The sequence below is a fragment of the uncultured Sunxiuqinia sp. genome, from assembly GCF_947495665.1.
Lineage (GTDB): Bacteria > Bacteroidota > Bacteroidia > Bacteroidales > Prolixibacteraceae > Sunxiuqinia > Sunxiuqinia rutila.
The window spans coordinates 19,940-33,572 of the sequence record NZ_CANLZV010000009.1; the positions used below are offsets into that span (position 1 = coordinate 19,940).

Below are 13,633 nucleotides of genomic sequence, written 5' to 3' on the forward strand. Positions count from 1 at the left end.
TTAGCATATAGACGATTTTTTAACTAAGTACTAAACATTTCAAATTTATGAAAAAAAAACATGGGGAAAGAACATGGCAAAGTCATGTTCTTTCAAAAACATTTAAAGTTATGCGCCTAGCCTTATTTTTTACCCTGGCAAGTATCTTTCAAACAGCTGCTTCAACCGGGTATTCTCAAAGTGCAAAAATCACTCTAAAGCATGAAATTGTAAGCCTTGAGAATGTGCTCAACAAAATTGAAGATCAATCAGAATACCGGTTTATCTTCAATAAAAACCAAATTGACCTTACTCGAAAAGTCAAAGTCAATTTTGAAGAAACAACCATCAAGGAAGTTCTGAGTGAGTTGTTTGTAAACAATAAAATAGACTACCGAATAATTGATAAACAAATCATTCTGACTACAAGTAAGCAAGCAAATGCGCAACAACCACTAATAATAAAGGGAAGAGTTCAAGATGATGCAGGACAGCCTCTTCCTGGCGTAACTGTTGTATTAAAAGGAACGACACAAGGAACAATAACCGATACTGAAGGTAACTATTCATTAAAGGTTTCAAAACAGGAGAGCATCACTCTACTGTTTTCATTTATTGGCATGAAATCACAAGAAATAGTAGTTTCTGATCAAAGCACGATAAATGTCACAATGATTGCAGAAGCCAAAGGGTTAGATGAGGTTGTTGTTACTGCTTTTGGTACAGCTCAAAAAAAGGAAAGCATCGTTGGCTCTATTCAAAGCATACGGCCCGATGATTTAGTTGTTCCCGCAACAAACCTTTCAAGTGCCTTTGCAGGACGATTATCTGGGGTAATTGCTTTCCAGCGAAGTGGAGAGCCAGGAGCCGATGGGGCTAATTTTTACATCCGGGGAATATCAACTCTAAGCGGAGCTAAAGACCCATTAATCGTAATTGACGGAGTTGAATCTTCTAAATCCAGCTTGAATGCGCTTCCTCCTGAAACGATTGAAAGTTTCTCAATTTTGAAAGATGCAACTGCAACTGCAATGTATGGTACACGAGGGGCAAATGGAGTACTCATAATAACAACCAAAAGCGGTGCCGACATGAAACGCCCTGTTATTAATGTACGATTAGAGAATACTGTAAACACCCCAACATCTATTCCTGAGTTCGTTTCAGCCCCCCAATATATGAGCTTATTTAATGAAGCTGTACGTAACCAATCATTGGGCGACAGGCTATACACCAATGACGAAATAAGAGGCACCGAACTAGGACTCAACCCATATGTATTTCCTGATGTTAACTGGTATGATGAAATTTTCAAATCATCCTCCATGTCTCAAAATGTCAATTTCAATGTCAGAGGAGGAGGAAAAAAACTTGACTATTTCATGAATGTAGGATACAATCATCAAGAGGGAATGTTGAGAGGAAGAAGTAATGAGTTCTTTTCATATAAAAACAACATTAACCTATCCCGCTATGTATTTCAGAACAATATTAATCTAAAGCTATCCCAAACCTCAAAAGTTGGGCTTAAGCTAAACACTCAACTTCAAACCAAACGTTCTCCATCCAAAGGTATCGGCAGTTTATTTTCATCAGTTATTAATACCAGTCCTGTGGTTTTCCCTGTAATGTATCCACGCAATGAAGACGACTCCTGGATAAAATGGGGAGGGACCTCCGAAGGAATTTCCGGAATAAATCCACTTGCAGAATTGGTAAGAGGGTACGAAGATTCATTTAACAGTAACATAACAGCAAACCTGGAGTTTGAGCAAAAACTCGATATACTGACCAAAGGGCTTCGATTCAAAGCATTGGCCTCATTTCGCAATAATTCAGCAACAAGTACAAAACGCGAACAAGGGTATAATAGTTACCGTGTTACGGACTATGCATTGAATGAAGATGGAACCTATTCCTATACGATTGAATCTCAAAGCGAAGAAAATGATCCAGTACTCTCTACTTCTGGGCAAGTTAGTGGAAACCGCCGTGTCTATCTCCAAACTTACTTTGATTATACCCGAAAGTTTGGAGTACATGATGTAAACGCAATGCTACTTTACAATCAAGACCAACTAGCCAACAATAAGGCAGATAATCTTATGGCCTCATTGCCGAAACGCAAGCAGGGGATTGCTGCCCGTGTCTCTTATGGATATGACAACCGCTACTTAGTTGAATTAAACTTAGGTTATAATGGGTCTGAAAATTTTGCAAAAAATCATCGTTGGGGGTTTTTCCCTTCAATAGCAGTTGGCTATAACATCTCTCGTGAAGCTTTCTTTGAACCACTAAGCAAAGCAATATCTAATCTGAAATTCCGAGCTTCCTATGGGTTCGTTGGAAATGACCAAATTGGCAGTGACCGTTTTGTATACCTTTCAGATATTAGTTTAAGCGGTAGTGATAAATATAAAACCGGCTATGGCTCAACTACAACAGAAATGGCCGGGCCAAAGTATGTACGTTATAGCAACAGTGGCATCACTTGGGAAGTTGGCAGAAAGCTAAATATCGGAGCAGATTTGCAACTATTTAGAAACCTAAATATTGTTGCGGATTTTTTCAGGGAGAACCGGGAGAATATTTTTCAACAAAAAGCAACTATTCCGAACTATCTCGGAACATCTGGCACAAAGGTATTTGGAAACTTTGCAGCCGTACGAAATCAAGGATTTGACCTTGCAGTGGATTATGGGAAGGTTCTAGACCAAGATTGGACTATCCAATTTAAGGGAACATTTACATTTGCTCGTAACAAAATTACCGCTTACGATGAACCCGCATATATGGAATATCCTCACTTAAGGCGTGTTGGAAGCTATTTGAACCGAATAGAAGGCTATATCTCAGATAATCTTTTCATTGACTGGAACCATATAGCCAATAGTGCCGACCAGCAAATTTCGGAAAATGTTGCTCCCGGAGATATCAAGTACTTAGACCAGCCCAATGCAGATGGAGAGTATGATGGAATTATAAATTCCGATGATAAAGTAACTATGGGACATCCTACTGTTCCTGAAATTGTTTATGGTTTTGGTCCCTCTGTAAAGTATAAAAACATCGATCTTTCCTGTTTCTTTCAAGGTGTGGCAAATACCTCATTGATGATGTCAGGGTTTCATCCGTTTGGAACTCAAAAAAGTCATAATGTGCTCCAGTTTATCGCAGATGATCATTGGAGTCCTGATAATCAGAATATTTATGCAGCCTATCCTCGACTCACTAAAATTGGACACGGCAACAATTCTGCCGCATCTGACTTTTGGCTACGCGATGCCTCATTTTTAAAGTTAAAAAATGCAGAAATTGGCTATACCTACAAAAGAGCACGTTTCTATGTTAGCGGAATGAATCTACTAACATTTTCGTCATTTAAACACTGGGACCCGGAACAAGGTGGAGGTTCTGGCTTACGCTACCCAACACAGCGTTCCTTTAATGTTGGACTGCAAATTAATTTATAACAAATACTAAATACAAAACAGATGAAAACATCAATATATTCAATAATACTCGCTTTTATTTTATTGGGAATATCATCCTGCGACTATCTCGACATTGTTCCCGATGAAAGGCCTACTGAGAAAGATGCCTTTAAGGATCAAAAAGCTGTACAAAAGTTTTTATACTCCTGCTACTCCTACTTGCCAAACCCCAGAGATGGCGCAGCATCCCTTGATTTGATGACAGGTGATGAAGTAATTACGGGCTTTGAACACGAAACATTTGCTAAATTCCCTAAAGGGAACTACACAGCTACAACACCTGTTATTTCATATTGGAACACCTTATTTGGAGGCCTGAGGCAATGCTATATAATGAAAAACAATGTAGCGAACGTACCAGGACTTTCCGAAAAATTAATTAAAGATTATACAGCTCAGGCTGACTTCCTAATCGCATACTATCATTTTCTATTAATCAAATGCTACGGCCCCAGTATTTTGATAAAAGAAGAACCTGATGTCAATACTCCTCCGGAAGACTTTTCAACAAGAAGCAGTCTGGATGAATGTGTCCAATTTGTTGTTGATAAATTTGATGAAGCTGCTACCAACTTACCGGCAAAAAGATTTGGAGAAGAATATGGATTGGCTACAAGTGTTGCAGCCAAAGCTCTTAAGACAAGAATACTTTTGTATGCAGCCTCTCCCTTATTTAACGGAAACTCAAGGTATGATGACTTGAAGAATGATGATGGTACTCCACTCTTCCCAACAAGCTTTGATTTGCAAAAGTGGCAGTTAGTAAAAGATGCAACGCTGGATGCTATCACGACAGCTGAATCAGAGAATCATGCGTTATATACGAATAGCAGTTATGGTGAAAACGGTTATCCTGATGATCCGGTAATACGTACATTAAGGTACAACATTATTGAACCTGCTAATTCCGAGATTCTTTGGGCAGATACTCGTAAAGAAGGAACATATGGCTTACAAAATAAGTCTCGCCCCTTTGTATCAAAGGCTTCCTGGAATGGAGTAGGTCCCACTTTAGCCATGTTAGATCGTTTTTATACCGAAAATGGGTTACCCATAAGTGAAGACCCAGCATACAACTACGCCAATCGTTTTAATGTAATTACAGTGGAGCAAGAAGATGAAAAAGTAGCTCAACCAGGAAAGAAAACGGCAGTTTACAACCTCAACAGAGAACCTCGATTTTATGCCTGGGTATCTTTTCATGGGGGTTACTATGAATTAATGTCTGCTACATCCAATGGTGCCTATAAAGATGATCCAGACTTTCAGGAATCAATTATCGAAGGAGAAAACTACTCTCGGCTAGTAACTTCAATGTTGAAAAACGGAAATTGTGGAAGAGGCAACAGAACAAATAACTACAACCCCTCTGGTTTTCTAAACAAAAAAGGGTGTGATCCATCACACAGAACAAAACTAAGCAGTGAAGGCCCTATTGAGTATCCTTGGCCTGTTATCAGGCTGGCTGAGCTTTACCTTACTATGGCCGAAGCATGTGTTGAAGTAAACGATTTAGCTAATGCCAAAAAATATCTAAACAAGGTTCGAGTGCGTGCAGGCATTCCAACTGTTGAAGAAGCCTGGAGCACGGTTGCAGACCTAAGTCAGGATAAACTTCGTGAGATTGTAAGACAGGAACGTCAAATTGAATTATACCTTGAAAACCATAACTTTTGGGATATGAGACGCTGGATGTTAGCCGAAGAAGCCTTCAATAAAAAACATAACGGATTTAATACTGAGGCCGAAGACGTTGAGAACTATGTGAATGTTACAGAAATACCTTTTAATCGTGTATTTAAGTCCGCAAATTACTTGCTCCCTATACCAATCAAAGATATTAATGTAAACACAAACCTGGTTCAAAACCCCGGATATTAAGGCTTCGCTTGTATTTAACAAACTAAAACGAAAAACAGATGAAGAAATTACTATATATTTTAATCGTACCTTTTTTCTTTATTGCCTGTGAGGAAAATGAAACTGTAAATGTTATTCCTCCCGATATAAGTAACGTACATTCAGATTCCTTGCCTGGACAAATTGTTTTAAGGTGGGATATGCCAACTGATCACGAGAATATTCACTATATAGAAGTGAGCTATTTTGATCACCGTAAAAATAAAGACGTAATCAACCTTTCAAGTGGAGACTCTCTACTTATAGATGATACAAGATATAAATATGGTGATTACCAATTTAGACTAACCCCCTACAGTATTACCCGGACACCAGGAGATTCACATGAATATACTGGAATATCTGGTCATGCCCCAATTCAGGAAACTTTTCTATCTCAAGAGAAATTAAGTTTTACTGAAGCACAAATAACTGGTAATTCAATTATGGAAGGAGGGAAAAATCCTCCCATAAACCTTTTCGATGGCAATGATGGAACAATTTATCACGCTAGATGGAGTGGAGATATCCCAGATATTGCATGGTTGGATTTTGATCTTCAGGAAGAGGTCAAAGCTTTTAAAATAAACTGGTTTCCAAGAACAAATCAGTCCTTAGGAAAACCAATTGATGTTGACCTTATGGGGAGTATTGATGGTCAGGACTGGTTTTTGATTATTAATCTGACCAAAGAAAAAGACGGATTACCAACATCTCAAACAGACTGGTTCCAATCTCCAACATATAAATCCAGTCAACCATTTCGATATCTCAGATATGCTGTAAATAAGACAAATCAAGGAGATAAATTCTGGACTATGAGTGAAATGGAAATTTATAAAGTAAATTTACAGATTATCGATCCTGAGTCACCTGATTACGAAGAAGAGTATTAGCCATTTCATTCGCCTCATGCCATTTGAAAAAAATGGTTAATGAGTTAGCTCATAACAAGAATGATTAACGACTTCCCTTAGGTCGGAATCATTCTTGTTATTCAATTTCTATTATTTTGTTCCCAAATTCTATAAAAAATACCACTCTGACCGATTAAAAAAAACAGAGCGTAAAGAAAGCTCCCAAAAACTTCGTTGTTCCTGCTTAAGCAATTACCTCTAACTAATATTCTCAAAGTAAAAAAGGCAAGGCTCAAATCACAAACTCCACACAAAAAGCCGCTTTTATTCACTTCTTCCTCCTCTCCTCCTTCCTCCTGGATATAATAATCTGAATTTCTCCTTATCTCATCCAGAACTTGCTTTTAAGCTGATATTTCCCTAAATTATATCTCGAAACAGCGACCATTCAAGTCATTACAAGATATTGACCCATTTCACAATTAGAAATTTAATATCTCCTCAAATTATGACAAAAACATTCGCCTTGGCACTAATCCTTACCTTTGTGGTAGGATGTGCTCCCCAGAAACCCACCTTTGAGCCCCCTGTAATTCCGGTGTACAAAGCCTCAATGGAGGAGGTAGAGGTCTACAAAGATTTTATCGGTCAAACCTATGGCCTTTATGATATTTCCGTTCGAGCCCGCGTTGATGGGTATTTGGAAGGCATTCATTTTAAAGAAGGCGGAAAAGTCAAAAAAGGGCAATTGCTCTACTCCATCGATCCGGCTCCTTTAAATGCAAAAGTAGCTGAAGCCATGAGCCTTCTGGCCCAGGCAAAAACCAACCTGATTAAAGCTGAAAGCGACTACAACCGCTATAAACCACTTGTTGCTAATAAAGCCGTCAGTCAAAGTGATTATGACGCTGTTGTTGCCAGCTATGGGGCAGCCCAAGCCTCACTGGAAGCAGCCCAGGCCTCACTCGACTATGCCAAAATTCAGCAAAGCTACACGAAAATATACGCTCCAATCAGCGGCATTATCGGAGCTTCAGAAGCAAAGACCGGAGATTATGTCGGGCTTGCTCCCAACCCGGTTGTGCTGAATACAATATCTCAACTAGACACCATCCTGGTTCACTTCTACTTAACCGAATTGCAATACCTGAACATTTCTCAACTCGAAAAAGCCCAGCAAGCCATTGCGGAACCAAACAAACAGGAAAAAGAAGCAGAGGTTCAGCTTTTCTTTGCCAACGGTAGCCGACATACTCACTTGGGACGGGTTGATTTTGTTGGACGGAACATTAATCCAACAACCGGAACAATTCTGGTGCAAGCCTCTTTCCCCAACCCCAAAGAAACCATACGCCCCGGACAATTTGCCCGCTTAAGAATCGGTTTTGCCGAACGGGCCAAAGCAGTAGTCATTCCGTTAAAGTGCTTACAGGAAGTTCAGGGGCAATACCACGTCTATGTGGTAAACGACAAGGACGAAGTAGAATTCAAATCTGTTGAGGCTGGTGAAACCCTGCAGGACATCGTGATTATTCGCCAGGGAATCAGCCCGGGAGATCTGGTCATTCTTGAAGGAACCAACCGGGTTCGAACAGGAATGCAAATAACTCCTCAACCACAAGAGTTTGTTAGTGTACGCAACGAAGAACAATAAGCTATGGGAAATTTTTTCGTTAAACGGCCCATCGTGGCCATGGTTATTGCGATCGTTATTCTGATCGTCGGAGGGATCTCGGCCATACAACTTCCCATGGAACAGTTCCCGGACATTACGCCACCAATGGTTCAGGTAAGAGCTCAGTACAGTGGAGCCAACGCCATCAATGTAGAACAATCAGTTGCCACTCCTTTGGAACAGGAAATCAATGGCGTGGAAAACATGCTTTACATGAAATCGACCAACGCCAACGACGGCAGTATGGTCATTAGTATTTCATTTGAAATAGGCACTGATCCGGACATGAATACGGTGTTTGCCCAAAACAGGGCCTCTGCCGCTACGGCCAAACTCCCGGAAGAAGTTAAACGAATGGGTGTTACCACCAAAAAAAGCATGAGTAGCATTGTTATGGCTTTGGCCATTTATAGTGATGGACGATACGATCAGAAATTTCTGGGGAACTATTCCATCATCAACATTCAGGATGTACTGGCACGGGTTAGAGGAGTAGGCCGTGTCACCGTCATGGGAGCCGGCAACTACTCCATGCGTATTTGGATCAAGCCAGACCGGCTATCACAGTTGAACCTCACTGTCCCTGAAATTACCAATGCTATCCGGCAGCAAAACACCATTGTTCCCGGCGGTAAGTTTGGCGCCGAACCGGCCCCTCCAGGTACCGAACACACCTACACCGTTACTTTACCCGACAGGCTGGTTACTGCCGAAGAGTTTGGAGAAATTGCCATTCGCACCAACCAGGATGGCAGCCAACTCAAACTAAAAGATGTAGCCACCATCGAACTGGGATCGGAAAGCTATAACACCGAAGCCCACTATCAGGGAAAACCCTGCGCTTTAATTTCCATTTATCAGTCTCCGGGAACCAACGCGGTTACCATGGGCGAAGAAATTATAAAGACAATGGATGAGCTGGCAGCCTCCTTTCCTGAAGGAATACAATACGAAACAGCATTGGACGCCACAGCTCCTATTACTGCAGGACTTAAAGAAGTAGTCATCACCCTCATTGTTGCTTTAATTCTAGTCATCCTTGTCGTATTCCTGTTTATTCAGGATTGGCGGGCAACCCTTATTCCAACCATTGCAATCCCGGTTTCTCTAATCGGAGCATTTGCCATTTTTCCATTGTTGGGATTCACCATCAACACCCTCTCTTTACTGGGACTTGTTCTTGCCATCGGAATTGTTGTGGATGATGCCATTGTGGTTGTCGAAGCCGTGCAGGTTAATATTGAAAACGGCATGGATCGAAAAACAGCCACCATTGCAGCCATGAAAGAGGTTACAGCTCCGGTTATAGCAACCACTCTGGTGCTTGTTGCCGTATTTATTCCGGTAGCCTCCATGGGCGGAATTAGCGGTCGGCTGTATCAGCAATTTGCCATTACCGTAGCCGTTTCCGTGGTATTTTCATCGGTCAATGCCTTGACCCTGTCCCCTGCCCTGGCTTCCATTCTTCTTCGGAAACCAACGTTGCCTGGCGGTTTGCTTGGTCGCTTTTTCAAAACCTTCAACAAGGCTTTTGAACGAGGCTCCGTCAACTACATGAAAGTTACCCATATTGTTGCTCGGAAGATTACGCGAAGTATCCTGTTCCTGGTCATGACGGTGGTCTTAACAGTTGTTGTCAGCCTGTTTGTTCCCGAAGGATTCATCCCCGAAGAAGATCAAGGCTATCTGTTTGTAAACATGCAGCTTCCTGATGCGGCCTCGCTGCAACGCTCGACTAAAGTCGTTGATGACGTACAAGCGATCCTTGAAAATGTAGAAGAGATTCAAAGTGTCGCTTCCGTGGCAGGCTTTAACCTGCTTTCAGGAAGTATGTCCACCAACTCAGCCATATGTTTTATTACCTTGAAGAAATGGGATGAACGCAAGTTGAAAGCCAACCAGGTTGCTCAAAAGCTAAACATGCTTTTCAACCAAAACATCAAAGCAGCCCAGGTGCTCTCTTTCGGACCACCAGCCATTCCCGGACTTGGAAACGGCTCCGGCTTTACCCTCATGTTGCAAGACAAGCAGGGACACACGCCTCAATTCCTTTCAGAACAAAGCGAACTGTTTATACGAGCAGCCATGCAGCGGCCCGAAATTGCCAATATTTTCACCACCTACCGTTCGAATGTTCCCCAACGACGGCTAAACATTAATCGGGACAAAGCACTGAAATCCGGTGTCCAGTTGAATGACCTTTACACCACCATCAGTGCCTTCTTAGGAGGTGCTTACATTAACGACTTCAACCGGTTTGGACGACTATACAAAGCCTACTTACAGGCGGCTCCTGAATATCGTCAGGATGGCAATCAACTCAACATGTATTTCATTAAAAACAGCGATGGGGTTAGCCTGCCACTTTCTTCACTGGTCACAGTTGAAAAAAGCTCCGGAGCAGACTACACCAACCGTTTCAACCTTTACCGGGCTGTTGAACTGTCGGGTTCGCCAGCTTCCGGATACAGTTCAGCGCAAGCCCTTACAGCCTTGGAAGAAGTCGCTCAGGAAGTATTGCCTCCGGGCATGGGATACGAGTGGGCCAACATGTCGTACCAGGAGAAAAAAGCAAGTGGCTCGGGAGCAATCGTTTTTGTCTTCGCTTTAATCTTTGTCTTCCTGATTTTGGCTGCACAATACGAAAGTTGGTCGCTCCCTTTCAGCATTCTGCTCGGAACGCCATTTGCCATTCTTGGAGCCATGCTTTTTGTTTTACTTGCACGCTTTATAAGCCCCAGCTTCGAGAACAATGTATTTATGCAGATTTCGCTGGTTATGCTCATTGCCATGGCCGCAAAAAATGCCATTCTGATTGTTGAGTTTGCTAAAATCAAATTTGATGAAGGCATGAGCTTATATGATGCAGCCATTGAATCGGCACGGCTCCGTTTTCGTCCCATTTTGATGACTGCCTTTTCATTCATCCTCGGCGTATTACCTCTTGTTGTAGCATCCGGAGCCGGAGCCGAAGCCCGCAAAGTGATGGGCATGGCCTTATTCGGAGGAATGACCATCGCCACTTTACTTGGAGTCGTCATGTATCCGATGTTATTTGTTTTCATCGGAAAGCTGGCTAAATACGAAGAAAAAAGAGCATTAGCCAATCAACAAAAACCAAAAGAGTAGCCTTATGAAAATGATTCGAGCCATCGCTTTGCTTTTTCTGGGAATCCTAATTCTCGGAGGATGCAGAGTCGGAAAAAACTATACCCGACCCGAAGTTCAACTTCCGGAGCATTACCTTTTTGACGAAGAGAAAGCCAATTTTGACGATAAGCTGAAATGGTGGAACCTGTTTAATGATCCGGAATTGGATACCCTGATTCAAAAAGCATTGCACAACAATAAAGACCTGTTGGCCACTGCCCAAAGAGTTGAAGCCGTGCGCCACCAGTTGGCCATCCAAAAAGCTGATTTGTACCCGCAGTTTTCTTATTCAGGTACAGCCGGAAGAGGCAATTATGCGGGAAGCAAACTTCCCAACCCGGTCAACAGCTTTAACCTGATTGGACAAGCTAGTTGGGAACTGGATTTCTGGGGAAAAATAAGACGAATGAATGAAGCGGCTCAAGCCCAATACCTGGCCAGCGAACATGGGTTAAATGCCTTACGGCTTTCGCTTGTCACTACCTTGGCAACGACCTATTTTCAAGTTCAGGAGTTTAACGCCAAACTGCAAATTGCTGAATCGACCTATGCGATTAGGGATAGCTCCTACCAGATTTTGCAGTACCGCTTTGATGCAGGAATCATTCCGGCAATTGACCTGAACCATTCCCGAATTCAAAAAGCCATCGCCGAGGCAGCTATCCCTCTTTACAAGCGGTTGGCAACACAATCGGAGAATTTCCTGGCTATCCTGGTTGGCGAGTATCCCAGTCAGCAAGACTATGCCAATAAGCTGAATGTTTACGCGCAGGTTCCGGAAATACCAGCAGGCATTCCTTCAAGTTTGTTGGACCGCCGACCGGATATCATGCAAGCAGAACAAGAATTAATTGCCCAAACTGCAATGGTTGGCGTTGCGCAAGCATTGCGTTTGCCATCATTTAGTTTAACGGGCTTACTCGGTGTTGCCAGCAACGATTTAAGTGAGCTTACTTCTGGTGATCCGGCCTGGAATGTCAATGGAAGCCTTTTGGGACCGCTTTTCAACTGGCAAAAAAATGCCAACCGCGTAAAGGCTGAAGAAGCGCTTACCCAAGCGGCCATCCACCAATATGAAGGCATCGTTCTCCATGCTTTTCGAGAAGTAGAAGATGCCCTGGTAGCTATTCAAACCCTGAAACAGGAAGAAAAAGCGATTCAGGAACATGTTGATGCTGCGGTTGAAGCTGCAAAACTTTCTGAAGAAAGGTATGACAAAGGAATTGCCAGCTACATCGAATTTCTTGAAAGCCAGCGCCAGGCCTTTGATGCTCAAATGTCGTTAACCAGCAACAAACAGGATTTACTCGAAGCCTTTATCAATTTGTACCAGGCCTTGGGAGGAGGCTGGGAATAGAGCACTTGTGAAGAAGTGCCTAAAGTTGGAGAAGAAGAGTGCCCGGAGAATGGTGATCAGTGGTTGGTGACTGGGTGGTTATGAGTGCCTGCCTAATGCCTATTGTCTTGATTATGAAAACCCGGGCATCTAAAGTCTATTGTCTATCTTCTAATGCCTTGATTCCTGCTTTTAAGATCCCGTCCGGCTTAGGAATGACTTCACTCCCCTTCCGCCCCCTCTCAACGCTTACGGTAAGCCCGGGGAGTCACATTCATCACTTTTCGGAACTGTCTTGAAAAATAGAACTGGTCATCGTAACCCAGTTGATAAGCCACTTCAGCAATACTAAGCGATCGCTTATCCAAAAGCTGACAGGCTCGCTGAATCTTTAATTGTATAAAGTATTCAATCGGAGAATAACCCGTTCTATTTTGGAACGTACGCGAGTAATGCGATGCAGAAAGGGCAACAACCGAAGCGATTTGCTCCAACTTCAATTTTCGATCCAGATTTTCGAGCATGTAATTAATGGTTTGAGCAACCACATCATCTTCATCTGATAATTTGACCTCGCGAAATTGTTGCACATGTGAAAAAGAAGCCAACAGGTATCGCAAACAAAGGTTGACATATTCCAGCGTCTCCTGACTATAACCCCGTTCCAGGTTACGAAAGATTTCAGCAAACAGGTTGAGGCGATCATGTATTCGTGAATTTCGCTCCCGCTTAATATCAAAACACGCCCCCGACAAACGATGATAAAGCATTGCTTTTTCTCCGGTAAAGTGAATCCAATAGATTGACCATGGCTGCTTTGAAGACGAATGATAAGCATGACCTACTCCAGCAGGGATAATAAAATATTGATCAGCATGAATCGGATAATCCGTTTCCTTTATTCGAATAACCCCTTCGCCATCCAGGCAATAAATTAAAATATACTGAGCACTTCCACGCTCTCGAAATCTAAAGTGATGCCTGGCTTGCGGGTAATAACCAATGTCGGTAAAATACAAATCATTAATCAACCGGTTTTGCCTGATCAGATTAACGACCTTCTCGGGCAGAACAAAACTCAATTGTCCCGGAAATCCCTCTTCTTTTTTCATGAGCAACAGCTAAGTATAAACATCACATACTTAATAAACTTATTCAATATCGATTCAAGCTTTCGAATTCCTGAGCTCCACCACACACCAATGACTTAATGCCGACCATCAATATTAAATGAATACTGCCT

Annotated in this window: 7 protein-coding genes; 6 read left to right on the forward strand and 1 reads right to left on the reverse strand. The window is 42.3% G+C overall.

Features of this window, described 5'->3' with window-relative positions; all coding sequences use genetic code 11:
• Window positions 1-47: 47 nt before the first annotated feature.
• From Q1A18_RS12255 to Q1A18_RS12280, 6 genes are all read left to right on the forward strand, one after another.
• Window positions 48-3,452 (forward strand): TonB-dependent receptor, encoded by a 3,405-nt coding sequence (locus tag Q1A18_RS12255; RefSeq protein WP_299580385.1) that lies wholly within the window; start codon window positions 48-50, stop codon window positions 3,450-3,452.
• A gap of 21 nt (window positions 3,453-3,473) precedes the next feature.
• Complete coding sequence (locus Q1A18_RS12260; protein ID WP_299580388.1) at window positions 3,474-5,354, forward strand: RagB/SusD family nutrient uptake outer membrane protein; 1,881 nt, start codon at window positions 3,474-3,476, stop codon at window positions 5,352-5,354.
• A 38-nt stretch (window positions 5,355-5,392) separates the two neighbouring features.
• Complete coding sequence (locus tag Q1A18_RS12265; protein WP_299580391.1) at window positions 5,393-6,268, forward strand: discoidin domain-containing protein; 876 nt, start codon at window positions 5,393-5,395, stop codon at window positions 6,266-6,268.
• 469 nt (window positions 6,269-6,737) lie between these two features.
• The gene (locus Q1A18_RS12270; protein ID WP_299580395.1) at window positions 6,738-7,883 is read left to right on the forward strand and encodes an efflux RND transporter periplasmic adaptor subunit; all 1,146 of its coding nucleotides are present in this window, start codon (window positions 6,738-6,740) and stop codon (window positions 7,881-7,883) included.
• A 3-nt stretch (window positions 7,884-7,886) separates the two neighbouring features.
• The gene (locus Q1A18_RS12275; RefSeq protein WP_299580398.1) at window positions 7,887-11,033 is read left to right on the forward strand and encodes an efflux RND transporter permease subunit; all 3,147 of its coding nucleotides are present in this window, start codon (window positions 7,887-7,889) and stop codon (window positions 11,031-11,033) included.
• A 4-nt stretch (window positions 11,034-11,037) separates the two neighbouring features.
• The gene (locus Q1A18_RS12280) at window positions 11,038-12,411 is read left to right on the forward strand and encodes an efflux transporter outer membrane subunit (RefSeq protein WP_299580401.1); all 1,374 of its coding nucleotides are present in this window, start codon (window positions 11,038-11,040) and stop codon (window positions 12,409-12,411) included.
• Between the two features lie 221 nt (window positions 12,412-12,632).
• Here the strand turns inward: Q1A18_RS12280 and Q1A18_RS12285 are convergent, their stop codons facing one another.
• Window positions 12,633-13,502: an AraC family transcriptional regulator gene (locus tag Q1A18_RS12285; protein ID WP_299580404.1), complete on the reverse strand. Its 870-nt coding sequence runs from the start codon at window positions 13,500-13,502 to the stop codon at window positions 12,633-12,635.
• Window positions 13,503-13,633 lie beyond the last annotated feature (131 nt).

Coding starts and splice junctions, on each gene's coding strand:
- Q1A18_RS12255 (WP_299580385.1), top strand. CDS start 48: ATGAAAAAAAAACATGGGGAAAGAACATGGCAAAGTCATGTTCTTTCA.
- Q1A18_RS12260 (WP_299580388.1), top strand. CDS start 3,474: ATGAAAACATCAATATATTCAATAATACTCGCTTTTATTTTATTGGGA.
- Q1A18_RS12275 (WP_299580398.1), top strand. CDS start 7,887: ATGGGAAATTTTTTCGTTAAACGGCCCATCGTGGCCATGGTTATTGCG.
- Q1A18_RS12265 (WP_299580391.1), top strand. CDS start 5,393: ATGAAGAAATTACTATATATTTTAATCGTACCTTTTTTCTTTATTGCC.
- Q1A18_RS12285 (WP_299580404.1), bottom strand. CDS start 13,502: ATGAAAAAAGAAGAGGGATTTCCGGGACAATTGAGTTTTGTTCTGCCC.
- Q1A18_RS12280 (WP_299580401.1), top strand. CDS start 11,038: ATGAAAATGATTCGAGCCATCGCTTTGCTTTTTCTGGGAATCCTAATT.
- Q1A18_RS12270 (WP_299580395.1), top strand. CDS start 6,738: ATGACAAAAACATTCGCCTTGGCACTAATCCTTACCTTTGTGGTAGGA.